The 25,688-nt window shown below is 62.4% G+C and carries 22 protein-coding genes; 9 read left to right on the forward strand and 13 right to left on the reverse strand.

What is annotated here, in order from left to right; all coding sequences use genetic code 11:
- The first annotated feature begins 1,229 nt into the window (after positions 1 to 1,229).
- Together NATTI_RS0100300 and NATTI_RS0100305 are read left to right on the forward strand one after the other, a co-directional pair.
- The gene (locus NATTI_RS0100300) at positions 1,230 to 1,625 is read left to right on the forward strand and encodes a DUF5805 domain-containing protein (protein WP_006091416.1); all 396 of its coding nucleotides are present in this window, start codon (positions 1,230 to 1,232) and stop codon (positions 1,623 to 1,625) included.
- Positions 1,615 to 2,661: a tyrosine-type recombinase/integrase gene (locus tag NATTI_RS0100305; protein ID WP_006091417.1), complete on the forward strand. Its 1,047-nt coding sequence runs from the start codon at positions 1,615 to 1,617 to the stop codon at positions 2,659 to 2,661. The genes NATTI_RS0100300 and NATTI_RS0100305 overlap by 11 nt, the downstream gene beginning before the upstream one ends.
- A 341-nt stretch (positions 2,662 to 3,002) precedes the next feature.
- Here the strand turns inward: NATTI_RS0100305 and NATTI_RS0100310 are convergent, their stop codons facing one another.
- Complete coding sequence (locus NATTI_RS0100310; protein ID WP_006091418.1) at positions 3,003 to 3,368, reverse strand: ArsR/SmtB family transcription factor; 366 nt, start codon at positions 3,366 to 3,368, stop codon at positions 3,003 to 3,005.
- Between the two features lie 98 nt (positions 3,369 to 3,466).
- Between NATTI_RS0100310 and NATTI_RS0100315 the strand changes: the two genes are divergently transcribed.
- Positions 3,467 to 4,159 carry a DUF7509 family protein gene (locus NATTI_RS0100315; RefSeq protein WP_006091419.1) on the forward strand — a complete coding sequence of 231 codons (693 nt, stop codon included), beginning with the start codon at positions 3,467 to 3,469 and terminating at the stop codon, positions 4,157 to 4,159.
- Between the two features lie 66 nt (positions 4,160 to 4,225).
- Here NATTI_RS0100315 and NATTI_RS0100320 read toward each other — a convergent pair whose 3' ends face one another.
- The 5 genes from NATTI_RS0100320 to dph2 form a co-directional block, all read right to left on the reverse strand.
- A complete protein-coding gene (locus NATTI_RS0100320; RefSeq protein WP_006091420.1) occupies positions 4,226 to 5,161 on the reverse strand; it encodes a hypothetical protein in 936 nt (311 codons plus the stop codon).
- 175 nt (positions 5,162 to 5,336) lie between these two features.
- Positions 5,337 to 7,250: a midas domain-containing protein gene (locus NATTI_RS0100325; protein ID WP_006091421.1), complete on the reverse strand. Its 1,914-nt coding sequence runs from the start codon at positions 7,248 to 7,250 to the stop codon at positions 5,337 to 5,339.
- A 69-nt stretch (positions 7,251 to 7,319) separates the two neighbouring features.
- Positions 7,320 to 8,153: an MBL fold metallo-hydrolase gene (locus tag NATTI_RS0100330; RefSeq protein WP_006091422.1), complete on the reverse strand. Its 834-nt coding sequence runs from the start codon at positions 8,151 to 8,153 to the stop codon at positions 7,320 to 7,322.
- A 181-nt stretch (positions 8,154 to 8,334) separates the two neighbouring features.
- Entirely contained in the window at positions 8,335 to 9,546 is a 1,212-nt protein-coding gene (locus NATTI_RS0100335) for a DUF7344 domain-containing protein (protein ID WP_006091423.1), read from the reverse strand.
- Positions 9,547 to 9,951: 405 nt separating this feature from the next.
- The gene (gene dph2, locus NATTI_RS0100340; RefSeq protein ID WP_006091424.1) at positions 9,952 to 10,998 is read right to left on the reverse strand and encodes a diphthamide biosynthesis enzyme Dph2; all 1,047 of its coding nucleotides are present in this window, start codon (positions 10,996 to 10,998) and stop codon (positions 9,952 to 9,954) included.
- A 226-nt stretch (positions 10,999 to 11,224) separates the two neighbouring features.
- Here dph2 and NATTI_RS0100345 point away from each other — a divergent pair, with 226 nt between their 5' ends.
- On the forward strand, positions 11,225 to 12,127 hold the full coding sequence (locus NATTI_RS0100345; protein WP_006091425.1) for a DUF7139 domain-containing protein: 903 nt from the start codon (positions 11,225 to 11,227) through the stop codon (positions 12,125 to 12,127).
- A gap of 97 nt (positions 12,128 to 12,224) precedes the next feature.
- Positions 12,225 to 13,256, forward strand: coding sequence for a disk-shape morphogenesis protein volactin (locus tag NATTI_RS0100350; RefSeq protein WP_006091426.1), 1,032 nt, complete (start codon positions 12,225 to 12,227; stop codon positions 13,254 to 13,256).
- Between the two features lie 136 nt (positions 13,257 to 13,392).
- Here the strand turns inward: NATTI_RS0100350 and NATTI_RS25150 are convergent, their stop codons facing one another.
- Complete coding sequence (locus tag NATTI_RS25150) at positions 13,393 to 13,560, reverse strand: TFIIB-type zinc ribbon-containing protein (protein ID WP_006091427.1); 168 nt, start codon at positions 13,558 to 13,560, stop codon at positions 13,393 to 13,395.
- Positions 13,561 to 13,724: 164 nt separating this feature from the next.
- Between NATTI_RS25150 and NATTI_RS0100360 the strand changes: the two genes are divergently transcribed.
- The 3 genes from NATTI_RS0100360 to NATTI_RS0100370 all read left to right on the forward strand — a co-directional run bounded on the left by NATTI_RS0100360 (position 13,725) and on the right by NATTI_RS0100370 (position 16,651).
- Positions 13,725 to 14,126, forward strand: coding sequence for a hypothetical protein (locus tag NATTI_RS0100360; protein WP_006091428.1), 402 nt, complete (start codon positions 13,725 to 13,727; stop codon positions 14,124 to 14,126).
- Between the two features lie 10 nt (positions 14,127 to 14,136).
- A complete protein-coding gene (locus NATTI_RS0100365) occupies positions 14,137 to 14,772 on the forward strand; it encodes an METTL5 family protein (protein ID WP_006091429.1) in 636 nt (211 codons plus the stop codon).
- 376 nt (positions 14,773 to 15,148) lie between these two features.
- Entirely contained in the window at positions 15,149 to 16,651 is a 1,503-nt protein-coding gene (locus tag NATTI_RS0100370) for an HTTM domain-containing protein (protein WP_027119013.1), read from the forward strand.
- Positions 16,652 to 16,678: 27 nt separating this feature from the next.
- Here NATTI_RS0100370 and NATTI_RS0100375 read toward each other — a convergent pair whose 3' ends face one another.
- The 5 genes from NATTI_RS0100375 to NATTI_RS0100395 all read right to left on the reverse strand — a co-directional run bounded on the left by NATTI_RS0100375 (position 16,679) and on the right by NATTI_RS0100395 (position 24,135).
- Positions 16,679 to 18,280 carry an HTTM domain-containing protein gene (locus tag NATTI_RS0100375; protein WP_006091431.1) on the reverse strand — a complete coding sequence of 534 codons (1,602 nt, stop codon included), beginning with the start codon at positions 18,278 to 18,280 and terminating at the stop codon, positions 16,679 to 16,681.
- Positions 18,281 to 18,567: 287 nt separating this feature from the next.
- Positions 18,568 to 19,821: an ABC transporter permease gene (locus tag NATTI_RS0100380; RefSeq protein WP_006091432.1), complete on the reverse strand. Its 1,254-nt coding sequence runs from the start codon at positions 19,819 to 19,821 to the stop codon at positions 18,568 to 18,570.
- On the reverse strand, positions 19,818 to 21,098 hold the full coding sequence (locus tag NATTI_RS0100385) for an ABC transporter permease (RefSeq protein ID WP_006091433.1): 1,281 nt from the start codon (positions 21,096 to 21,098) through the stop codon (positions 19,818 to 19,820). The genes NATTI_RS0100380 and NATTI_RS0100385 overlap by 4 nt, the downstream gene beginning before the upstream one ends.
- Positions 21,088 to 21,855, reverse strand: a complete 768-nt coding sequence (locus NATTI_RS0100390; protein WP_006091434.1) for an ABC transporter ATP-binding protein — start codon at positions 21,853 to 21,855, stop codon at positions 21,088 to 21,090. Before NATTI_RS0100390 ends, NATTI_RS0100385 begins: the two co-directional genes overlap by 11 nt.
- A gap of 402 nt (positions 21,856 to 22,257) precedes the next feature.
- On the reverse strand, positions 22,258 to 24,135 hold the full coding sequence (locus NATTI_RS0100395; RefSeq protein ID WP_006091435.1) for a rhomboid family intramembrane serine protease: 1,878 nt from the start codon (positions 24,133 to 24,135) through the stop codon (positions 22,258 to 22,260).
- Between the two features lie 341 nt (positions 24,136 to 24,476).
- Between NATTI_RS0100395 and NATTI_RS0100400 the strand changes: the two genes are divergently transcribed.
- The gene (locus NATTI_RS0100400; RefSeq protein WP_006091436.1) at positions 24,477 to 24,761 is read left to right on the forward strand and encodes a DNA-directed RNA polymerase subunit L; all 285 of its coding nucleotides are present in this window, start codon (positions 24,477 to 24,479) and stop codon (positions 24,759 to 24,761) included.
- Between the two features lie 36 nt (positions 24,762 to 24,797).
- On the opposite strand, the gene NATTI_RS0100405 is transcribed toward NATTI_RS0100400, so the two are convergent.
- Positions 24,798 to 25,610: a hypothetical protein gene (locus NATTI_RS0100405; protein ID WP_006091437.1), complete on the reverse strand. Its 813-nt coding sequence runs from the start codon at positions 25,608 to 25,610 to the stop codon at positions 24,798 to 24,800.
- Positions 25,611 to 25,688 lie beyond the last annotated feature (78 nt).

Consider the following 25,688-nt stretch of genomic DNA (forward strand, 5'->3'; position numbering starts at 1 on the left):
CGAACAGTCTCGTCGGTCTCGTACCCCTAGAAGAGCCGTCCCGCTCGAGACGCCTCGAGACCGCGTCTGTCCGCCCGTGATGCCCTGCACCGTTGGCGGTCGTTGTGCACCCCACACCGTCTCGAAGCGGTGCAGAACGCCGGTCCGGGTAGCCAGCGGAACGAAACCCTGTCCGACTTTCCGACGATCGTCCTCCATCGATTTCCCCGGAGCGCATCGAGGGAATTCGAAACACGCCCAAAGTCCAGCGGGTCGCGCTGGCCCGTCGCCCCGCACCGGTAACGCATCGTACGGCCCTCTCGCAACGCCGCTGTATGGCCGCTGACGCGATTTTCTCCATTTCCGAACTGATTGGGGCGGAGATGCCTTCCGACGGCCTACGAACCCTCGAGAAGGGGGCTCAATTGGGCCCGAGTTGCCGTTACCCCTCGATAGACGAGCCGACCTGGGCTCGTGCCGACCGCGGCAGTGCGTGGGACGACTTAGCCCCACGTGACGTCGTGAATTGCCACTACCGACTCGCTGCGGGCAGGAACAGGATTTGAGCCCGTTCGCTCTCTCCGGAGTACGCACGGATCGACGCAGCCGTGAGCGTCGAGGCTCGATCCTGCCCGAGCGACTCTCGTGAATCGCGTGTTCCCGAGCGCCGTCGTCGACCGACAGACGTGACAGTCGCCCACCCGTACGGATAGTGGGCCGTCACGACGGGATGACCGAACGACGACTCCCCAGTGTCGGGCCGATGACGATATCCCAGTTTCGAGTGAGATTCCAGCCCCATCACCGGACCGTATCGGTCCTCGATCGATCGCCGACATTCACCGCGAGAACGTCCTCCCGTTTCCGCTCTATCGCGATACGAACTCGAGAATATTTTCTCCCAATCGAGACTGGAATAAGTGACTATTTTCACAAGTACTATCGTGTTATTTATCCGTCGAAAACACGCCACTTACCATGTATGTGATAGTTATTTCGGCGAGCTTATCAGGCGTCTATTCACGGACTTTCTCGCTCGATACTGAACTCTAAATACCGCAACCGGATTTGATATCTCGAACTGTGGTCCCAGAAACACCTATTTTATATCTCAATTAGTGTGCCCTTCTACAATTAAATCTGAAATTGCGGACCCACTTTTGGCGCAAAACTAGTCCTGTGAAGAGAGATAAAAACACTTAGCTCGAATAATGGGTAGATTGATTATCACCGCGTTTGATCAATGTCGTATGAGCGATTCGGCGGACACCGAACGAACCACCGTCAAAACCTACGTCCCGTCCTACCAGAAATCTGAATGGCAGTCTCACGCCGACGATCTGGGGATGAGTCAGGCCGAGTTCGTTCGAACGATGGTGCAGGCCGGCCGAGCGGGGTTCGATACCGATTACGAGGAACCCCATTCTCCGGACCCAGACCCCGGGGGTAACGCCCTCGAAACAAGGGTCCTCAAATTACTCGAGTCTGACACGTATTCCTGGGAGGAACTCCTCGAAGCGGTGTCGGACGATGTCGAATCTCGCCTGGACCAGACGCTCGAGGAACTCCAGGCGAACAACCGAGTTCGATACAGCGGACGCCACGGCGGGTACACCGCCGTCGACGGTGGTGTCGATGGCGACTGAACGCGGGACCGATGTCCCGACGGACGTCACGGATCCGATCGCGTACTTCCTCGACGACCAGCGATATCACGGCAAGAGCGAACGGACGCTCGAGGCCTACGAGCGCGTTCTCCGACGGTTCGAGGCGTTCGTGAGCGAACGCTTCGACGTCGATCGGGTGGGGGCGGCCCAGCGACGGGAGTGCATGGCCTGGATTCACTCCCTTCGAGGCGGGTTCGAGCCGAGCACGATCGCGACCTACGCCTCGTATCTCAACCGGTTTTACGACTACATGAACCGCGTCGGAGTCTTCGACGACAACCCGATGGCCCTGGTGATGGAGGAGCTGTCCGAATCGATCGACACGAACCCGACGAGACGGGATATCTCGGTGCCGGAGATGCGGGCGTTCGTCGCCGCGGTTGACCATCCGTTAGAGCGCGCCGTCGTCGTCACGCTGTTGAAAACGGGGATGCGTGTCGGCGAATGCTGTAACCTCGATTTGCAGGATCTGAACCTCGAGGCGCCGGAAATCGACCGCGAGTGGGACCCCCGCGTCGGGCTTGAGCGGCGGCCCTCGTCAGTGTTCGTCGCCGCGGCACCCGCTCGCGGCGCGACCGTCAACGGCGAGGAGCGAACGGCGTCGAACAAACGCAAGCGAGATACCGTCGTCCCCGTGGACGACGAACTTCGACGGTCGCTCCTCGAGTGGCTGGCGATCCGCCCGGACCCAGTTTCGGACGCCGACCCGCTCTTCCTCGACACCGGTGAGTCGTGGGGCGAGCGCCTGACGCCGTCGGACGTGCGCTATATCGTCGAGAAACACGCTCGAGAGCGCGGCTGGTACCGAACCGGCGGCGGGACACAGGAGAACGTCACTCCCCACTATTTCCGGCACTTTTTCACGACCCACCTGCGGGATCGAACGGGTGACCGCGGGATCGTCCAGTATCTTCGGGGAGATGTGGCCGGCGACGTGATCGACACCTACACTCACAACTGGGGTGATCGCGTTCGAGAGACGTACCTCGAGCACATCTACGCTGTCAGTCAGTAACTTGTGGAGGGCGTTATCGACCGCGGCGCAGCCTGTAGCTGTCATCGAGAGCCAGACGTTCTCACGACGATTCGTCGGTGATCGACTGTATCAACTCCAGAATTTACTAAGACTGTAGTAATCTATCATGCTCGAAAACAGGCTCATAAATCGTACTTCGCTATATCTAATTGGTGGTGGGCTGTTCGGCATTCCGATGTCCGAAACCGAACGACACAGCCGCTCTCGGGTCGCTTGGCGACGAATAATGGAGGTTCCGTGTCCCGACGTACGGAGGCGTCTCGTATCGAATCGAGTCTAGACTGGCGGATCGCTTTCGAACTAACTCAGTTATTCCAATATTAGACGGCTTCGGCGCGAGCGTTCACCGCGTCGAAGATTCGCGGGACGAACCCCTCCGCGAGCGGCGACAGTTCGTAGACGCGACTCCCGCCGTCGCGGAACTTGCCGACCAGTCCCGCATCTTCGAGCGCGTTGAGGTGGTGATACAGGTCGTTCTGCCGACGGTCGAGCAATTCCGCTAGTTCGCCACTTCGCACCTGTCCCTCCTCGGAAAGCAGATACAGAATCGTAAATCGGGTCGGCTCACCCATCACCGACAGTCGGTTGGCTTCCCGCTCGAGGTCGAGTGTCCCCTCGAGGAGATCCGACTCGATGCGGTCCTGGGCAGCGGTTCGCTGGTTCGTCGGGACCTCTCGTTCGCTCATAGCTGTCTCTAGTCGTTCAGGACACTTAGGCTTAATCGTTATTAAGACAGCGGGAAGACACGAATGTTTACCTGATAGTGGTCTGGATCTGAAGAACGATGGCCGGACTCACGACGTACGAGGGGACGCCGATTAGAACCATCATCGCCCAGTCGATCCCGGACGCAGAACCGGACGACACGTTCGTGTTTCTGATGGGACCGTACAGATTGCTCGATCCGTCGTACCTCTATCCGGATGCCGAATATCCGCTGCCGTCAGATCCGCTCGCGCCTGATCGGAGCACCGGCGCTCCCGACGAAATCGAAGCGACCCTTCGGACGATCTGTGAGCGAGTGTCTGCTGAGACTTCGACGACGGTGTTCATCGCGAGTGTTGTTGAGATCCCGACTAAACAGGAAGCGGAACGACCTGAGTGTGACGAGACGGGGATGGCCGTCATCGATCAATCGATCGCGTTCGCGAAGGCCAGCGAGGGGAACGCGTTCGTTTTCACGAAGGCTGGACTAACGACGGGTGCGGGTGCCGAAGCCGGAGCGATCCCCGAATACTTCCGTCTCAGGAACGACGTCGGACGACTTCGCGATCCGCGAACGTTCTGCATTTTCGCCGAAGCCACGGCGGATAGCGAACGAAACGTGTACGAACCACGATTCAGCAGTGCGTCCATCGACGAGATGGACGACGCGTACGACCTCAGATTTCGGTACTTCGTTGATCGGCCAGAACTGGTCGACACACTCGTCGACTTCATCGAAGCGTACGTCGTCCCACTTTCGAGCAGTACGTGACTCGTCAGTACATCTGCTGGGTCGAATCAACCGTTGTCCCGCAAAAGAGCCGTTTCGAAGCGTGTTCTACCGTTCGACCGCGAGTGCAGTCTCGAGGTCGGTTCCGTTCAACAGCGCGCGAACGCCGTCGGCCGTCTCGCTTACTTCCGGCGTACTCTCTAAGAGCACGGTTTCGCTGGGGAACAACTGCTCGCCCAGCAACAGCCCGTGCTCTCGAGCCGTCGATCCCGTCACGGTCAGGTAGACTCCTAACCCGGTGTCGGCGATCGCGGCCTCCTCCTCGCGGCCCTCCTCGGGATACACGAAGCGAACGTTGTCGAGCGTCCGTGTGCCGAGGACGGCCTGCACGAGCCGTTCGTATCGCGGTTCGATACACAGCGGTCCCTCGTAGGACTCGAGAAACTCTCGATCGATCGACCCCGTCGACGGCGACACCGAAGGAGTGGCCATCAAGGTGTGATAGACGGTATCACCGAGACCGGTGACGACGCGAACGTCGGTATCGGTCGGATCGATTCGGGCGTTGATATCGGCGATTCTGTCGAGCGGTTCTGGACGGAGTTCGACGACTTCCTCTAAGACGAGATCGGCGCTATCGAATCCGAGCGCGAACTCGTGGGTTCGCAGGGCTCGAAACGGCTCCTCACGACCGACGAGTTGAATCGCCGCATCGTCGGGAACGCCGTCGACCCCTTCGAGCGGAATCGTGACGCTGTCGAAGACGATGCGTCGGGGTTTGCCGGCCCGATCGTCTCGCAAGAGGGTGTACTCGGGCTCGGTCGGGTCCTCGACGGTGCTGTACGCTGCGAGACGATGGTAGACGTGTTCGTCGGCGTCGTCTTCGGGGTCGACCGTCCCCTTCGTGAGTGCCTTCTCGTGACGAAGCGTCGACGTGATATCGTCCGCGAGATCGGCCACGTCGAGTCGACGTGCGAATCGGTCGAGCACCGACTCGAGCGGTCGCCCCTTGCGCGGAACAGCGATCGGTATCGTCTCGCCCATCGACGAATTCTCGACCGGCGACGGATAAACGCGTTGCGTTTCGAAAACGAGAGTGAGAATTCGGATCGAGACTGTCCTCGAAAAACGGCGTCGTTCATGCGGACGGCCGTCAGTCAGTTCCGAAGACCGCGAACCGTCCTACGGTCACACCGGTACTCAGTGACAGCAGACCGCCTCAGTCCGTGAACATCGAACCGAGCTGATCGCGCCACTCCTGGATGTCGGTAACTTCGGCTTGAACGTCCTCGAGATCTCCTTCGATAGACTCGACATCGTCCTCCACGTCTTCGACGTCGTCGGCCACATCGTCGAGGTCTTCGGCCACGTCTGCAACCTCGGCTTCGACGTCGTCGAGGTCTTCCTCGAGATTGGTCACGTCGTCCGCGACCGAATCGACGTCCGCTTCGACGGTGGACACGTCGTCAGCCACATCGTCGAGGTTGTCCCCGAGGTCGTCGACATCCGTTTCGACGGCGCCGATCTCGTTTTCGATGTCGGCGTTCCACTCGGAGAGATCGCTCACGTCGGCTTCGACGTCGTCGACGCTCGCTTCCGTCTCGTCGAGTCGCCCGTCCAGCGCTGCGAACTCGTCTTCGAGTCCGCTGATGTCTGCCGTGAGCTCCTCGATGAGCTGTTTCCCGGTCCCGTTCTCCTCGAGGAACTGCTCGAGTGCGTCGGTGTAAGCGGTGACCTCCTCGACGCGGCGCTGTAGGTGTTCGACTTTGGCGACGTCCGGGCCGGACGGTTCGAGATCGAGTTCGGTGCGCAGGGCCTCGAGATCGTCGTCGTCGACGTCTCCCTCGCGAATCTCTGTCGCGAGTCGGGCAGCAACCGAGCCGTCGAACGACGGACTCGAGGTGTCCGTCTCCGTATTGTCGTCGGTCGCGCCCACTTCGCGGTCCTGAGCGTCGTCTGCGGCGTCTACGGAGTCGCTCTCTGCATCGACGGCCGATTCGTCGATGGCCGTCGATGGCTCCTCGACGTCTGTCTCTTCGGTCGTCGATTCGTCGTCCTCGACCTCGGATTCGTCGTCCTCAGTCTCGTCAACCTCGGGTTCATCGACCGACGAGTCGGCCTCCGTGTCGGCGAGGTCGACATCGTCGGCCGACGGCGTCTCGGAATCGGTATCGATGTCCTCAAGCGCGGGATCGTCCTCACTCGACTCGCCCAGCGGTGTCTCGTTTTCGTCTTGGTCTACACCGTCGTCGGCGATGTCCGGCTCGTCTTCCTCGACGTCGGCCGCAGCGGCTTCGAGATCGAGTTCGATTTCGGGTTCGTCGTCTGCGTCCTCCCCGAGGTCGAGTTCGTCCGTCGCGTCGTCTTCGTCGGTATCCTCGACACCGAGGTCGATCCCGAGATCGGTATCCCCGTCGTCAGCGTCGTCCGGTTCCGGAATCTCGTCCTCTTCGAAGCCGAGATCGATATCCGGCGTGTCGTCCTCATCCGCGTCGGTCTCGTCGTCGACCGGCTCCGGTTCGGGATCGACATCGCCGAGATCGAGGTCGAGCCCCCCGGCTTCGTCCTCGAGCTCGTCCGCGTCGTCAGCAGCCTCGGCTCCGCCGTCGTCCTCGCTGTTGTCGTCTGCGTCGTCCTCGAGTCCGGGAACGGAGTCGGACTCGCCGGAGATCATATCCTTGACGGCCTGATTGCGGTCCTCCGAGACGATGTTACCAATAATGTCGTCGTCGACCTCGTCGGCCTCGGAGCCGCCATCGTCGCCGTCGGAACTAACCTCGACGACCTCCGGTTCGGTCAGGAACTGTTCGGCATCGCTCTCGTCGTCGATGCGGATGCCATAGACCGTGACGAGTTCTTCGTCGGGCTCGAGCGTACCGGTGAACTCGACGTGGTTATCCTGAAAGGCGGTCCAGTCGTCGCTGTTGTACTCGGGGTGGAACCCGACTTTGTCCATCGGGAACGATTCGGGGATCGATTCGGAGAGTCGAAATGCAACCTGTTCGTCACGTTCGGATTCGATCTCGAAGCGGATCGCGGGTACCGGGAACTCGTCCGCCGCGAACGTTTTCCGGACGGATAACCCGTCAGCATCGACCTCGATCACGTCGTCCGTGTCGGCGGTGCTACTCATGAGGCCAACGTTACCAGACCATTACTATAAATGATACGGACAGTATCAGATCTGGTTCACGTAGCGGGACTACAGATCGACGCGGTCGCCGATCTCGACCAGATCGAGTCGCGTCGGGTACTCGAAGCTTTTCGCGTGGTGGTGGAGCACCTTCGGATCCGAGGTGAGCCCGCGCCACATATCCCAGTGACTTGGGAGGAGTCGCTCGAGTCCCAACGCCGACGCGGCTTCGACGATCTGGTTCTCGTCGTTGTACCAGCGGGTCCGTTTGGGTTCGCGGGTCTCCTTGTCGGGAATTCGACCGACGGTACCGAACGCGAGGACGCCGAGATCGATGTCGTACTCGTCGCCGATCCGTTCGAACTCGTCGGATGGTTTGGTATCGCCGCCGTGGAAAAAGGTCCCCGCGTCGTGCTCGAAAACGTAGCTCACGGGGTGGGTCGCGTCGGGATCGTTCGCGTCCTCGACGTGGACCGTGAACTCGCCGATCTCGAGGGTGTCGCCTTCGCTGACCTCGGCGAACTGCTCGTCCGTGAGGTCCCAGTCTGCGGTCCACTCCTCTTCGTCCCGGGCGACGGCAAGGCTGTCGTCGGGTGCATAGAACGTGGCCCCAGTCTGCTCGAGGATCGGCGCCTGGCTCTCGCCGTGAACGTGGTCGGTGTGTTCGTGCGTCGCGAGAACCGCATCGGCGTCCGTGACGTCCGCGGGATCGAACGGGACGGGAATCATCCGGACGGTTCGTGGCGGATCGCCCAGCCCGAGATAGGGGTCGATGTAGACCGTCGTTCCCTCGTTCCCCTTGAGAACGAAGCCGTTGCAGCCGAGATACCAGATCGCGACCCCGTCGGGTGAAGCGTCTTCGACGTCACGAACGAGCCAGTCTCCCCAGTCACTTTGGATCATATGCGTGCGTGCGAGGACCGACTGGGTAAGTGTTGTTGTCTCGGCGGACCGCGGCCGGCCTCAGCGAGACCGGTGCAAAACGAACGCTGGGTGTGGAGGGCCGAAGCGGGGGATCGGGAGTAATCCGAGCCGTCGGCAGTCGGTAGGCAATCGTTCGTCGCGATCGTTCCGTCCCGTTCCGTTACAGTGGGATTTCGGACTGGTTGGTCTCGCCGGGGGCATCCAGGTGATCGAGTCGCGAGCCGAGCAGCTGTCGCATGAGGACGACGAACCCGTTGTCCGCCCCCTCACCGATGAGCGCGGTTTCGTCGTATTCGCCGTCGGCAGCCGGCGTTCCGAGCGTCCCCAGCAGGACCGCTTTGCGGTCCGCAAACACCAGCCTGCCGACTGACTCGCCGTTCGGCGGCAGGTTGAGCCAGTCCAACTGTGGCTCCCAGAGGACGACCTCCGGCGCGCGGTCTCGAACGATCTCCCGAACGCGCGGATCCCGCGAGCCGACGTAGACGTCGACGCCGCGGTCGATCGCGTCTTCGACCCGACGGAAACAGCCCTCCTCGAGCAGCCCTGTCGTCGTGAACATCATGAACAGTTCTTCCTCGGCTGATTCACAGAGCGACTGACCGGTCGTGACGATCGACTCTCGTCCTCGCAGCGTCCGAACGTCGTTGCTCGCGTCGGTCTCGATCGACTGCCCAGGAGTCGACTCGGCGGCCGTCTGCAGGCGGTCGGGATGGCTGTCGAGCCACTCGGTGCGCAGGGTCGGGTGGCCCTCGTAGGAGACGCTGCCCGTTTCGGGATCGTAGCCGACGAGACCGGCGTCGTTCAGGTGTGGCAGGTGGACGTGGACGAGCGAGGTCAGCACTTGCTCGACGCGCTCTCGAGGAACGTCGCGTGCTGCGGTCTCCGTTTCACGAGCCGCGACGTCTCGAGCGAGGGTCTCGGTCGAGAGCGGATGGTACTGGTTCCCGAGAACGGTGAGGATCGTCCGGCGTCGCGAGTCGGCGAGGGCACCGAACAGGGCGTCGAGATCGGTTTCATCGTCCGTTCGGTCGGCGAGAATCGCGTCGAATTCGGAATCGTCGAACACCCAGTGGTCGGTCGTCACTATCCTCCCGTCGTCGGTCTCCGTGACGAGTCCGGCGTCGACCAGCGCGGGCAGGTGCCTGTGCTGACAGTCGACCAGCGCGCGCTCGTGGTCGTCGTCGGTCACCGACGCGAGTGGGGTATCAGTGGTTACTGCGACGAGTTCGAAGGCGAGATCGGTCTTCGAGACGCCGCTCGACGGTCGGCTGTGAACGAGTCGGAGAATGTCACGCCGAGTGCTGTCTGCGAGTGCGTCGAAGACCTCGTCTCGAGATCGCGGCGACCGTTCGCTGCCATCGGGATTACTCATCGATTACTGGTGGGGAGCTATTGGGCAAAAGAACTGCTCCAAACCACTTTGGAATCAGTACGTAATTACCAACCAAATGTTGAATATGTCTGGAATAGATCTAAAAATCCATGAATGGTAGACGACTATTCCAGGTATACTTGGACAGTACGGTCATCTTCCCGCGACTTTCTCCTGCAATACAGTCTCAGTGGTCGATCACTTGTCGCATGAGTACTTCCTCGGAAGCGCACGGATCGAAACCGCCTCCCTCCGCGTTCGCTCGCTGGGCAACGCAGAGATACCGAACTCGAGGCCGAAGAAGAACCGATGAGATCTGTGTGCGAAGAAGCCGAGCAGAACTGACGATCGATCGTCCGGGTTCCGTCTTACCGACGATTCCGTCTCACGGACGAACCGGGGTCGCTACCAGGTGCCGTGGAAGGTGTCGAACGAGAGGCTATCGAGCGGCTTGTCGCCAACCGCAATCCGGTACTCGCCAGGGGTGAGCATCGGTTTGTGGAACTGTGGCCCGTCGTCGGTCGTGATCCGCGGACAGCCGGTGTTGACGAAGGCGTCCATATCGAAGTTCCGCAGTCGATCCGGCGTCACCTCGTCCATGGTGATGAGGTAGGCGTTCTCGTTGTCGTCGATGATGTCCTGAGCGATTTCCCAGCGCCCCTGGCCGATCTTGGTACAGAAGATGACGCCCCACTTCTCGGCGTCCATCGCGCGGTGGACGGCACCGTAGCGCTGCTTCATGAATTTGTCAGTGTCCGCGGGCGTCACAACGTTGTTGACCGGGTCCGCGATGACGACGTGTTTGTCGGGATGTTCCATCGCCAGGCCGAGCGGGTGGAACTTCCCGCCGCCGACGTAGAGTACCTGATCCGCGGGCACGTCCGCGCTCGCGTAGTTGCAGCCGAGCACCTGTCCCTCATGGGTCAGTCGCTCGTCGCCGCGGCGACTCTGAACGTCGTAGCCCTGTTCCTCGAGGAACTCGCACATCTCCTCGTAGCGGTTCATGTGCTGGGCGGTCGTGACGAGGCCGACGCCTTCGGTCTCCTCGGGTGGCTCGAGGGTGTCGAGCGCTTCCTCCATGATCGGCAGCACCTCGACGTTCGAGAACAGCGGCACGTAGATCACCTTGTCCGTGTCCTTCATCGGCGAGTGGCCGAAGTGGACGAAGACGTCGGTGCGTTTCATCAGGTAGGTGTCGAGGTCGCAGGCACCGTAACACGGCTGCCCAGAGAGCATGAACGTCACGCCGTCGGTGAGCTCACGGAGATCGTCGGCGACTGCGGGGCCGCGTCGTTTCAATCCCTCGGGAAACTGCAGGCCGACCTTCGTCGCATCTCGCTCCTCGATGGCCTCGACGATCTGCTCGAGTTCGTAGTCCCACTCCCGATCGTGTTTCAGCCGCATCCCGGTGTTTCGGAGGTCCCCCTCAGTGTACTCCGACTCTTGACTCATTGACCGATCTAACGACCACGGACGTAAATACTGCACGCTGTGCCGAATACGGCGAACTGACCGCCGTACGGTGAGCATTCGTTACTGACTCACAGCGAGCCGTATCCCGGTCGCACGGTTCGAATTCGGCGCACTGGAGGTCGTAGATATCACGCTGCAACGGCGTTGATATAGAACTGGTAGCGCGACCCAACAGTCATAGTACTGGAGTATAAACCCGATACCAATGCCAGCGGAACAGCCTGCAGACGGGTATCTCTTCGATATCTATCGTCGATACATCGGCGAACCGGAGGACCGAACCGACGTTTACGTCGGGTTCAGCCTGTTTCTCGGTGGGATCGGACTCGCGATCGTTGCTCTCCTGCTCTTCGTGTGGAGCGGGACCTTCGAGACTCGATCCGCATCGTACATCGCCTGGGTACAGCCCGCGTACGCGCTCGTAATGATCTCACTCCCCGTGTTCATGCTCGGGGTCGTGGTGTTGCTCCCGTCGGAGCGACGGATGCTGTACACGTCGATCGCCGGCGTCGCGATCACGATCGGTGCCGTCATCGGCTTTCTTGGTGCGTATCCCGACGACTGGAACGGCTACGGAAACGATTACACGGTTGAAGTCGTTGCGACCTACGCCGTCGGGCTCGCGGGGATCACCGCGTCCACGGGGGCAGCGCTGATCGCTCACTATCTGGATATGGCCCAGCAGGTCCGGACCGTCGACCCGGACGACGAAACTGACGAGGAAGACGAACTCTCCGATGCGGACGTCCGCAAGGACATCGACGAGGCGATGGAGGACGTCGAACTCTCCTGGGGTGGCGTCGAAAAGACCGAGCACAAGCGTCTCAGCTTCTCCGAAGATGAGTTCGACGCGGTGTCGGTCAATACCGACGCCGGAACGAAGACAGCCCGTTCGACGGGCGTCGACGCGCAGGTGGCCGGTCTCAAGGGATTGAAAGGTGGCGAGACGAAGACCACGACCTCCCAATCGACGGTCGACGATCAGACGGCGAAACTCAAGGAACTGCGCGAGCAACAGCAAGCGGAGGAGATGGCAACGGCCGAAAACGATGGCTCACCGCTCTCCGGTCTGTTCGATCGGCTTCGTGAGCTTCTCGGACGGAAGTAATCGCTTGATACTTCGAGTAAACTATTCTTATTGTCCATCCGTCTGAGCTGTAAGTTATTCACATAGATTTATAATCCATCGGCCGCCTTGCCCAACTATGGCGAAAGGCCTAGACGTTGGAACGATGAACATCCTGTCTGCACAGCAGGATGGGAACGATACGGTTTTCGTGCAACAGCGTAACTCCTTCGTAGAGATCGAATACTCGGATATGGCCGAGCAGATGCTCTCTCGAAGCGAAGTGCTTCACATTCGTAAAGACGATAAGGTGTACGTCGTCGGCGACGACGCCCTCAACTTTGCGAACATTTTCAACAAGGAAACGCGGCGACCGATGAAACACGGGATCCTCTCGAACGACGAGAAGAGCGCGATTCCGATGATGAAGCTCATCATCGAGCAGGTCGTCGGCGAGCCCGCGTATCCGGACGAGAAGCTTTACTTCTCCTCGCCCGCGGATCCGATCGACTCGGATCTCTCGACGCTGTACCACCAGAAAACGATCGAGTCGTTCCTCGACGATATGGGATACGACTCCGAACCGATCAACGAAGGGATGTCCGTCATCTACAGCGAACTCGCGGACAACAACTTCACCGGACTCGGTATCTCGTTCGGCGCCGGGATGACGAACGTCTGTCTGGCATACTACGCGGTGCCGGTCATGAAGTTCTCCGTCGCCCGCGGTGGCGACTGGGTCGACGAGCAGGCTGCCCGCGCGACGGGTACGCCCGTCGACAAGGTTACCTCCATCAAGGAGGACGACTTCGAACTGGACTTCACGACGGATGTCGGCGGCGTCGAGGGTGCGCTCTCGATCTACTACGAGAACCTGCTCGACTACGTCATCGAGAACATCGTCAAGGAGGTCGACGAGGAGGATGTCGAGGAAGGACTCGACGTTCCCGTCGTCGTCACCGGCGGTACCTCGAGCCCCAGCGGCTTCGAGGCGCTGTTCCGTGACCACCTAGAGGACGCGAACATTCCGTTCTCGATCAGCGGCGTCTCGCACGCCAACGAGCCACTGTACAGCGTTGCACGCGGTGGCCTCGTCGCCGCACGGTCCGACGAGGACGTCGACCACGACACGGGAGCGGACGACGAAGAAGTCGAAGCGGAAGCGGAGTAAGCGACTTCCGGTTTTTCCGTTTGCACAGCGTCTCGTGAGAGTTATCGCTGCGTAGCCGTGTTCGATCGCGAGAGGATCAGTCAGCAGAGTCGCCCAGTCAGCCGTCAGCAGCCGCCGCCCCGATGGCGCCGATCGCTCACTGCTCGTAGAAACGATTGAACGCGTCACGCCAGGACTCCGTCTCTTCCCCCTCCTGGACGTGGTCGACGGGGACGTCCGCGAAATTACAGTGCGGACACGTTACCGTCGAGACGTCACCCAGCGAGTATTCCTCCAGCGACCCCTGGCACCGTGGACACTCCATACCCATCTCTCACACGGTCTCTCCTTAACTCTATCCACATTTGTCATGAAGCCGGCACACTTGAATCGCTCGAGCGACGCGATCGACCCCGAGGTACTTCCCACGATATATTACTACTGAGCATTTACAAAGGTTTTTGTATGCGACTCATGTATGTGGTTACAATGAGTACGTCACCGACCCCCGAACCCGATCGGACGATCGACGGCTGTCGACCCGCCGACGTTACGCCAGTTACGCTCGAGGCGCCGACGCTCGAGTCGACGGCACCCGGCTACCTCCGGGATCTGAAGCGCGACCTGACCGAGGACGGGCTGCTCCCGGCGGAGTTGACCGTCGACGCCTGCTTCGACGAGGACTGCTCGCTCGCGACGCAGGCGGAGATCGACCGCGTGCGAGCGTACGTGCGGGCCGGTGCCTTCCTTGGCGTCGGAACTGTCACGCTCGAGATAGACGATATCGCCGATCCGGAGAAGGTCCGTCCCGCGCTGGCCGCCTGTGCCGAACGCGCCGAGCGCGAAGGACTCGCGCTCGAACTCGACGGTGCTATCAGCCTCGACTCCTAACGACGCGGTAATGTCCGGCCCGTCGCGACGTACCCTCGCTCGAGCGCTCGAAGCGCTCGCCGACTTTTCTGATCCGTCAGCCGCGCTCGAGCAGTATCTCACGCCGCCGGAGATCGCCGCTCACATCTGTCATCAGGCGCGGATGCAGGACGACCTGGCGGGCTGGGTCGTCGATCTCGGCACCGGAACCGGGATGCTCGCCATCGGGGCCTCGCTCGCGGGGGCCGACCGCGTCGTCGGTATTGACGTCGACCGCGACGCACTCGGGTTGGCCGAAGCGAACGCCGAGCGGATCGACGAGGCGGGACGGGACGGACTCCTCGAATGGGTTCGCGGCGACGCGACTCGGCCGCCGCTCTCGGTGGACGATACCGACGTGACGGTCGTCTCGAACCCGCCGTTCGGTGCACAACGCGGGAACCGCCACGCCGACCGCGAGTTCCTCGAGACGGCCCAGTCGATCGCGGATGTCTCCTACACGATTCACAACGAGGGAAGTCAGGCGTTCGTCGAGTCGTTCGCCGCGGACGAAGGCGGCAACGTGACGCACGCGTTCCGGGCCGAGTTCCCGATCGCCAAGCGATTCGAGTTTCACACCGACGCCAAGCGGACGCTCGAGGCGGAAGTGTTCAGGATCGAGTGGTGAACGCGGTCGCGACGCTTTCGTCGGCGTTGATTCACAGTACGCGACTACACTGATTACGCGTGGTATCGTGTTCGACGTTCCGACTCCAGGTTCTGTTGCTCGACGACGCTCTCCGTTCCCGAGTGCACCATTCCTCCTACGAAGTTTCGTCGAAATACCGTCCCTCTCGTGGAATCACTTCTGGATTCGACGATCGGTGTCCGTTCTATTCCCACACTCGTCGAACCGATGTCTGTCCCATCAATCATCCGTTCGTCGCTGTCGGAAGCCACGCTACCGCCTCTACGCTTGCGGTGACGAAACGATCTAATTGTTGGTCTGGGAACGACAAAACACTTATACTACCCATCAAATTCACTGAACTATCACTCCGCAGATGACGAGCCCTCCACCGCGGTTGTCGGCGGTCGCGAAACACTGCACGTCGGTGCTCGAGCCGCTGCGTACGGCTTTGGGCCCGAGACTCGGGATCGATCCGCGCGCACTCGGTGCGTTTCGGATCGTGCTGGGGGTCCTGTTGCTCGTCGATTTGATCGCCTACCGACTGCCGGCGCTCGTCACCTTCTACACCGACGAGGGCGTCTTTCCACGGTCGGCGCTCGCCGAAGTCTACCCGACGTTCGCGGCCGCTTCCCTTCACGCGATATCCGGCTCGGCGTGGGTACAGGGGATCCTGTTCGCGATAGCCGGCTGCTTCGCCATCTTCCTGCTCGTCGGCTACCGAACCCGGCTAGCCACGGGCGTCTCGCTTCTCCTGCTCGCCTCCCTGTACGCCAGGAATCCACACGTGATCAACGGCGGGAACACGATTCTGCTCACGTTCCTGTTCTTCGGTCTGTTCCTCCCGCTCGATGCGCGCTGGTCGCTCGACGGCGGTCGGCGGCATCAAAACAACCGTCGCGTCTATTCGGTCGGCACCGCGGTGATTCTCCTTCACTTCGTGATCATCTACGCGACGAACGCGGTCCGCAAGTACCAGAGTGAGCCGTGGATGTCGGGTACGGCGGTCCCCCGCATCTTCCACGTCGAAGAGTACTTCGTCGTGCTCGGCCCGCACCTCACGGAGTACACCACGGTGCTCACCGCAGCCAACTGGTTCTGGGTCGGTCTGCTCTCTATGTCCCCCTTTTTGATCCTGTCCGTCGGCCGATTTCGAATCGCGCTCGTCCTCGCGTTCGGTTTCGTACATCTCGGCATGGCTGCGACGATGCGTCTCGGTGTCTTCCCGTTCGTCATGATCGCCGGACTGCTCCTGTTTCTTCCGCCGCGGGTCTGGGATCGGATCGATGGGGTCCGTCGGGTTGGCGGCTCGAGCGCGTTCGAACCGATAACTCGGTGGATCGAGTCGATCCGGGGCGGAGAGCCCGAACCGGAAGCGACGACTTTGCCGGTTATTGGCGCTCGTATTCGCCGCGGTCTTCGGGGGTGCTGTTCGCTCGTACTCGCCTGCGTTCTGCTCTCGCTACTCGTCTGGCAGTTGGCGGGTATCGGGGTCGTCGACTCGCCGGTGTCGGATGGTGAGCTGGCCGACGCGAGCTGGGCGTTCTTTGCGCCGAACCCGCCCGATACGTCCAGTTGGTACGTTCTCGAAGCGGAACTCGAGTCAGGTGAGACGGTCGACGCGGCCGATGGCGGGGAGGTCGCGTTCGACCGGCCGCCGGACGCTGCGGAGACGTACGAATCGGCGCTCTGGCTCGAATACGGGCTCGAAATGCGGAACCTCGGTGAGACGCACTACGAGCCAGCAGCGGCGTACTTCTGCCAGAGTGCGGAGTTCGACGTCGAGTCGGTAACGATCCATCACGTCAAACAGCCGGTCGATTCGGATGGGGCGGTCGGCGATCCAACGTCGAACGAGCGGATCAGCTACCCGTGTTGATTGCCTGCGTCGATCTCACGGTGGTCGTCAACACTCCCACTCGATGATCGTCGTCCGATTCGGCTCCTCGTACTGTCCCTCGATGGAACTGGATTGATCGAACTTGTGGACCGTTACGCGCTCGACCGCACCGGCCTGTCCCCCGTCGGCACGCTCGCAGGCCCAGGCCGCGTAACTCTCGGCGGTAATCCCGGTGTCCGACTCGCCGCCGGAGTCGCGAACGGCTTCCATGAACTTGCGATCGCGGAAGGTGTCGTACTCCTGTGAGGCGTCCGGCGGTCGATCCGTCGTTACGTCTCCGCCCTCGAGCGCATCGACCGTCGTTCCGTCGTCCAGATCCGCTTCGACGACGTACCAGCTGTACGATTCCGAGGGATCCGGTGCGTACAGCCCCCACCGTTGCTCCTCGAGAAGGGGCGTGTCCATCTCCTCCGGAACGTCGTGTCCGGTCGCGTGTACGACGCCGAAGAGCAGTATCCAACAGAGAACGATCACACCGAGCACCGTCAGTATCGACTGACCGTATCTACTGACGGCCGAGCTAACCGATTCGCGTTCGCTTCGCCGGAGGCTGTTCGGAAGACGCCGTTCCACGGGTCGTCGGCTGAGTTGACGGAGGTAGGCGGCTATCGGACGTGTATCGGGAACCTGACGAGACGAACGTACGCGGTCGACCGCCTCCCAGAAGGAGGTCGTCAGAAACGGAAGGATCGCCGCCGCAAGTACGAACGGAAACAGGCCGATCGAGATGGTCGGTACCATTCCAAGAAACGCGCCGATATAGACGAGGGCGAACGCCGAACGCACCCGGCCGTCGGGCAACAAGAGGAACGCGACTGACCCCGCGAGGAGCGTTATCCAGATCCAATTAATCGCTTCGAGGAGCAGGGGGACGCTCCCAAGGTGGTTCCCGAGATAGATCGTCATCGCATCGTTGGCGAGCGCGATTTCGACCGCTTCGCCCGCGTACCAGGTGGTTCCGCGGTGTTTGAGGATCGCGTTTTGGGTGAACACCGCGAGGGGCTGGACGAGAAGTGCCGCGGTCGTCACGCCGACCACGGTGGTCCGAGCCGTCCCTCGTCGAACTGCATCGACCGACCACCGCTCCCCGAGCGGAGTCAGGAGCGCAACCAAGAGGAGGACCCTGAGCAGTCGATCCGCTCCGTTGAGAACCGCTGGATTTCGCCCGTGCAACGAAAGCAACAGGAGAAGCGAGACGAGGGCGACGAGTCTCGTCCGATAGCCCGCTATCAACGCGATCGCAAACAGTGCGGCCACGACGAACAGCAACTGCTGGAACCACAGTTCACCGGACGCGGCGTGGAGTGACAGCCCGCTGAACTGGGGATACGCGGCCTCGTACGCAGCCAACGGATACGCTCCGTCGTCGGTGTAGAACCGCTCGATAGTCACCGCTCGATGGAGGAGATCCAGTAGCAAGAGCAGCCCGAGGGCGATGCGGAGCACGGCGAGAGATCGCGTGTCGATTTCGAACCGAGATCGGACCGCCTCACGAATTGGTTCGAACCGCGATCGGATCGCCTTACGAATCGCTTCGAGCCGATCGCTGCGGTCGCGACACCCGCCAGTAGTCGGCTGGCCCTGACTTCCGTTTCGGTCTCCGTCCATATGTCTCGCACTCAGCCGATCGCGGCAGATTCATCGACGATCGATATGGTCGTGGATGGTTAGATTATTCTTATAGGTTTTGTGGATCAACGGGACAGCGCAGTCCTCAGTTGCAGTATCGAGGCCGTAAGAGCCGGTAGTACGCAGCGTTCGGAACCGGTACGCCGTCGACGGTACTCGCGGACGGTTCCCGAATCGACTTCGGACCGACCGGAGTATCCCGGCTCGGTCCGACGTTCGTTGCGGGCGCGACAAAGTGAACCGAGACGTTCGCTTCGGACGACTTCTTACCCGTCGAGGTGCTGGATCCGCGCGTAGCGACTCGCCCGCCAGCCGGTGACGAGTGCGACCACGGTCCCGACGACGATGGCCAACGCGAGTCCGAGCAGGTAGACCTCGAGCGGCGTCTGGAGCAGTTCCCCGAAGCCGATGACCGACGACGCGAGGTAGTTCAGCCCGGCTGCGAGCAGGGGTGTCAGGACGAGCCCGAGGATCCCGCCGAGGACGCCGATAACGAGTCCCTGGACGGCGATCGTTCCCGCGAGCACCCACCGCGAGAGCCCGATCGCCCGGAGGGCGGCGAGTTCGTCCCGCTGTTGGTAGGCGACGAGGGCGAACAAGTTGACCGTCAGGACGATCCCGCCGACGACGGCGAGTCCGATCAGCGTGGCTCCGCTGGCGAGGACGAGCGGCTGTTCTTCGAACATCGCACCGATCTGCTCGTCGCTGGTCCGGATGTCGTAGGCCGCGTACTCCTCGTCGAGTTCCTCGACGACGACGTCGCGATCGGCGTCGTCCTCGACGCTGGCGGTAATAAACGTCGCCCGATCCGTTCCGGTCGTCCCAGCGATGGCCTGAAGATCCGTCAGCGGGACCGTCTCCGTGTCCGAACCCAGATACTGCGAGTAGTACGCGGAGATGCCGACGACGGTGAACTCGTGGTTCGGCGCCGACTCTCGACTGGTTCCGACGTAGACCGTGTCGCCCACATCAATGTCGTGAGCCTCCGCGGTGTCCGGATCGAGCACGATCTCCTCGTTCTCCGGTTCGCTCGGGCGCTCGCCGTCCGGATGTTCGCTCGTGGTGTGGTTCATCCTGCTTTCGAACCCGCCTCCAGCCTCGAAGCCGAACCCGTCGTGGGTCTCGTGGACCCCGACCGCGGACGTTCGCTCGAGGTCGTCGGCTTCCGTCCCGACGTAGATATCGTGCATGGCGATCGGCGCGGCCGAACTGACGTCGTCGCGCTCGCTCATTTCGGAAGCGAGGGCGTGAGAGCCGACGATCGGGTTCGCCGTCCCGCTAGCCGAGGGATCGATCGGATCGCTCGAGACCCAAATGTCCCGATCGGCGTTGTCGAGTCCGTCCTCACCGGTCTGGACGACGCCGACGCCGAGACTCGCGAGCAGCGTCACCGACAGGACCGCGAGCGCGACCGCGAACACCGTCAGTGCGGTCCGTCCGGGCGAGCGCCGAAGCTGTGCGAACGCCAGCCCGACGACGGCTCGCAGCCGCCGGCCCGCTCGTCGAAGGTCCGAGTTCATCGCCCCACCTCCTCGAGAACGGAGGTCCGCGCGGCGACGGCGAGCGGGTAGGGAATGGCGACGAGCCCCGAGACGAGCGCGACAGCGAGCGCGTAGGGGACGAGTATCGGGTGGACGACCGCTACAGCACCCGGCGCGACGGTTGCGCTGGCAACCGCGTTGACGGCGTAGATGCCGCCGACGCCGAGGACGATTCCCACCAGCGCGCCACCGAGAGTCGTCAGCAGCGTCGAGACGGCGACGATCGAGAGCCGACTCCGCGTGGGGTAGCCGACGGCCTCGAGAACGGCGAGGGTTCGCCGGTCTTCGGTGACGGACATCCCTGCGGTCGTCGCGACGAACGAGGCACAGATGGCGATGCCGACGACGAACGCGAGCAGGCTCGTCGCGAACGCCAGCCCGTCGCCGAACAGCGCCGATGGATCGGTTCCGTCGTGGGACTCGATCGCGGCGTCGGGATACTCGTCTGCGGCGGCCGACTCCGCTGCGTCGGTGTCGCCCCAGATCAGCACCTGATCGGCTAGTTGGTCGTTATCCGCGCCCGAAAGCGCCTGGAGTTCACTCAGATGGACGAGCGCGACCGGCGTCTCGTCGTCACCGTCACCGGCCTCCTCGACGGCAGTGGCCGTCACCGTCGGCGCGGACGCGTTCTCCGGTAGCTGCGAGCCGCCGACGGTCAGTTCGTCGTCAGTCTCCGCCTCGAGCCGTTCCGCGGCCGCCTCGGAGAGGACGATTTGGCCCTCTCGCGAGCCGTCGTACGAGCCGTTGGCGTAGTGTGGATCACCCGGCTCGAGGGCGTCGGTCGGAAGCCCGCCGACGGTTCGGGGCTCGTCGTCGGGGACGACGCCGACGAGCAAGACAGTCTCCGGTCTGTCGTCGCCCGCCGACTCGAGTTTCACCGGTTCGACCAGTACGGGCGAGGCGTGGTCGACGTCGTCGCTCGAGCGCATCGACTCCGCGCGTTCGTTGGTCTCACCGAGTCGCGGCCCTTCAACGCCGTCGACGGCCGAGAGCGCGCCGCTCTCCTCGGGAACAATCTGGACGTCGGCGTCGGTGTCGTCGACGGCGCCGCCGCCGGCGAGGCCGAGCGCGACCCCGGTCACGACCACCAGTAGTGCGATCGTCAGGGCGACGGCACCAACCGTCGCGACGACGCGACTCGAGCGCGTTCGAACCGTTCGCTTCCAGAGCCTGACGACCGAGACGCCGACGAGGCCGCGCCAGCGCGTTCGGCGAGAGCCGTCGCGCGTGACGTCGAACTCGTCGTCATCCCCCATCCGAGACCACCCGTCCGTCGCGAAGGGTGACCACGCGGTCGGCAACGGCGAGCGTCGACTCGTCGTGCGAGGCGACCAGCAGGGCCCGATCGCGGCCGATGTCCATCAGGAGGTCGAGTACGTCCTCCCCGGTCGCCGTGTCCAGTTCGCCCGTCGGCTCGTCGGCGACGATAACGTCCGGATCGGTGACGAGCGCCCGCGCGATGGCGACGCGCTGTCGCTCGCCGCCGCTCAGTTCGCCCGGAAGGTGGTGAATCCGATCGCCGAGACCGACCTTCTCGAGCAGGGTTTCGGCGCGTTCGCGTCGGGTCGCTCGGGGAATCCCGGCCTGTACGAGCGGTAAGGCGACGTTCGCGCGGGCCGAGAGCGACGGGAGCAGATGAAAGCGCTGGAAGACGATTCCGACGTGTCGCCGCCGCAGCCGCGTTCGTTCCCGATTCGAGCAGGTCGTGAGATCGGTGTCCAACAGCTCGACGGCGCCGTCGGAGGGAACCAGCAGTCCCGAAACCGCATGGAGGATCGTCGACTTGCCGCTTCCACTCGGTCCTTCGAGACCGACGATGTCGCCCGCCTGCACGTCGAACGAGACGTCACGCAGGGCGGTCACGGTTCGATCGTCACCCGAGCGGCCTCGGCCGCCGTTCGCCCCGTACTCGTGGGTGACGGACTCGAGCCGAACGGCCGTCGGCGATTCGACGTCGTCGCTGCTCGAGTCGCCGTCCGAGGCGGTCGCCTGCCGTAGTGCGTGGTTGCTCATCGGTCCAGAGTTCAACTCGCTCGAACGAACGTCGGAGCCGGATATTGTTTCTCTCCGGCTTCTCTCGGCCACGTAGCCGTTAACGAGTCGGGTGAAATTGCCAAACTGGTTCTCAGGCACCACAGTAATCGGTACGCGACCGTCTCGAGTTTCGACTGGTTCACCATCGTCGGTCGGAGACCCGTCTGGTGAAACGTCGATGTAATACTGACTGTCTCACTAAACTAGTCGTTCCTGTCAGCATCAACCGAGCGAAATCGCGGTCTAACTCCCGATAGAAGCACCAAGACTCGCGATTTCACCCCGTCGCAGTCGGCTCTCCGAACTGAATCGGTCGCTGTCACGAACGGACGGCATACGGGCGTTCAGGCCGTGGCATCCGTCTCGCGGGATCAGGAGCGGCTACTCCGCGCTCGCGATGGCGATCCGCGTTCCGTCGGCGGCGGCGTACACGGTGTCGTCCTCGCGGTCGAACGTAAGTCCGGCCGCGCCGGTTGACTCGTCCGAGTCGGGCAGCGGCGTCGTCTCGACATCCCCGGTCTCGACCGACTCGACCTCGAGGGTGAACTCGCCGTCCACGGACGAAATCGTCACGTTCTGGTCGTCGATTCGAACGTCCGCACGCGACCCGTTCGACTCGTGGGCGAGCTGGGGATCGTCGCCCTCGGCCCAGATTTCGACCTGATAGACGCTGTCGTTGCCGACCGGTTCCCAGCCGGTCCGCTCGACGTGGACGGTTTCGCGCCAGCCGGGCCCGCCGACGGCGATCGACTCCTCGGTGGAGAACTCGAGTTGCCGGGCCGGGACCACTTCCACCCAGAGCTGTCGCTCCTCGCTTGTAACGATCACCCCGCTGGCATTGAGGGCGACGGCGTCGGATAGCGGTCCGACTCTGACGGGCGAGACGAGTTCGTACTCGACATCCTCGGCGTACTGAACCGTGTAATCCTCAATCTCGACGGCTGTGTCCGAGGAGGCGGTTGCGCCGTCCAGCACGAAGAAGTTGACCGGGATCGCTATACCCGCGAGGACGGCGAGAACAACGATCACGAGCGTGAACGCGGCCTGTCTCCGGCCGATGTTCGAGAGTCGGCTCGAGTCGCGAGAGTGTGCCGTAGCGGCGATTTCGCTGATTCGTTCGAGGGGAGCTGTCGGGGCTGTTGTGTGGGTACTGGTTTCAGACTGATCACCGCTATTCCGAGCGAGTTCGAGCGGGCGGGCGACAACCGATTCGGACGGGGTTCGGCGGACTCGAGCGAACCGACGGCTGATGCGTTCCGGCACGACGGGTCGCTCGCTGGCCGTGATCGCGACGGTAACCACGAGTGCGAGCACCGTGACGGTCAACACGCCGGGACCCTGGAAGAGGTAGAAAACGTTCCCGCCGCCGAACCAGTAGATCTGCCAGAGCCCCTGTGCGAAGCCAAAGATGAGCACCGCAATCCAGATTCGAAGCGCGTCGGGGCGGTGTCCGCGTCGCCGAAGCAGGGCGATCCCGAGCACGAGACCGATGAAAAAGCCGAGTGCGTGGCCTTGAATGGCGATGCCGGCCCACGACGGTGCGGAGGGTGCGCTCGACTCGGCGACGTAGACCCCGATCGGATTCCGGAGCGCACGGTAGAGCGTCAGCAACACGCCCTGTACGCCGAGAACGCCGACGATCGTCACGATGGGGTAATGAACGAGGGCGAACGCGGCGAAGGCGAAGACAACCCCCGAGAAGCCGATCACGGGACCGAGCGCGAACAGGCTCGTGAGGATCGTGATCGCGACGACGACGAGCGGAAAGACCAGAACCGCACGGATCCGGGGGTTGGTTCGCCACGAGTTGAACGGCCCCGCGTCCCGTCTGTCGGAGTCGACCGAATCCGCTCCCCGTCCATCTGGATAGTGGCCCCAGGCGTACTCCGCGATGGGCGCGACGACGACGGCAGCGGCGAGGTTTCCAAGGAGATGATTCGGTCCGGCGTGAGAGAACGACGCCGTCAGCATTCCCAACGGATAGAAGTACGAGTACGCCCGGTAAGGGATCGTCACGGGGTCGTCGAACGCCGTGATCCCGTCCTGGACGAACAGGTAAACACACCAGACGAGCGCGATGACGATCAGCGACCCCCACGGGACGCCCATCACGAGCCTCGAGCGGGCCACGTCGCCCCATCGGGCGTCGGATCGGTGGAGTCGACTGACGACCGCGACGGAGAGGAACAACACCCCCACCGTGACGATCGGGAGGACGACCGTCAGGAGGACCCACTGGACGGTCTCGAGCGAAGGCATACCCAGTGGTTCGAGCGAGAGTGTATATGGATTTACTTCTATAGCTCGTGACTCGACTGCCACCCGGGCTACTGCGCCTCGATCGACGACCTGCGGTAGCGTGCACTGAGTCGCGGTGAACCACCGACAAACGGTCGAGAGACATGGGAGACGTGCGAATCGGCCAGGAGACGTTGCACTCACCGCCGCCAGCGAGAGCAGCGTATTCGGACGCCCCTCCGGTACTACGAAACGGGGACGATACGCTCGAGCACCACCAAATTGACCGACCTACCTGCATCCGTCTGAACGCTCCAGTCCGAACAGAAAGGTACAAGCGGCCGACGACCGGACTTATCGACATGGAACTGCGGGTCACCGAGAGCACCGAGAACGAGCTCTCGATCGAGATCGCCGGCGAGGATCACACGTTCATGAACGTCCTGAAGGGAACGCTGCTCGAACACGACGACATCACAGCCGCCACCTACGACGTCAACCCCGAACAGTCGGGCGGCCAGACGGAGCCGATCCTGACCATCAAGACCGTCGAAGGCGTCGACCCCCTCGAGGCGCTCGAGTCAGCAGCGGGCGACGTCCGCGGGAAAACGACGGCGTTCCGCGACGCGTTCGAAGCGGCCGCCTAAGCAGGATCTATCGCCGACGCGTCTCGCACTTCTCTTTCAACACGTCAGATAGACGCCGTAGAGCGCGCCGTCGGGACCGACGTGGAGATCGAGCCCTTCGGACTCGAGTTCGGGTTCGTTCAGACGGTCGGTCGCCAACACCGCTTCGGCCACGGTTTCGGCCAGCGCATCCTCGTCTTCGTAGTCGTCGATCGAGCCGGGAATCGGCACGCTCACACCGACCAGTTCGTTGCGACACTCCACGCCGAAGTCGCTTCCATCCACCGAATCTGGGTTTGCATCCTCGTACTCTACGGCGACGTCCGCGCGGTTCACGTATTCGGCGTACGCCGCCAGTGCGTCGTCGAGGGATCGTGACTCGTCGGCGTCTCGTTCGGCCTCGAGGCGTTCGTGAACCTCTCTTTCGGTCGCCTCGAGGTCTATTCCGGCAGCCTCCGTTCCCTCGCCGGGTGCGTCGGGCGGCGACGGCGCACCGATACCGGGAATGATCGACGGCGAGATGATTCCCGTCGCGAACAGGGCGACGATCAGGGCGAACCCGACGATGATCGGCGCGTAGGGTCTGGCTACTTCGAACCAGCTCGGGACCTCGAGGTCCCGATCGATGTCGGAGAACGTCTCCTCGGTCTTCTCCAGTTCGTGATCGCCACAGCGCGAACAGGGCGGGTTGTTCTTCATGTGTTGGCGGCCACAGTTCGAACAGACCCACATGTACTGCGTGCCGGTGTCGACGGTCTCGAACTCCTGCTCGCGTACGACTGCCTCCTCGAACTTGTTGTGGCCGCAGCTATCGCAGGGCGGATCGTTCGACTCGTGTGGTTTGCCACACCACGTACACCGCCACTTCACTGATAGTAGAGCACGACCGTGCAGATATAAGCGTATTGGAAGCCGAAACGGACGGCGTGAAAGGAACCGTGCGCTCGA

This window comes from Natronorubrum tibetense GA33, assembly GCF_000383975.1.
Classification (GTDB): domain Archaea; phylum Halobacteriota; class Halobacteria; order Halobacteriales; family Natrialbaceae; genus Natronorubrum; species Natronorubrum tibetense.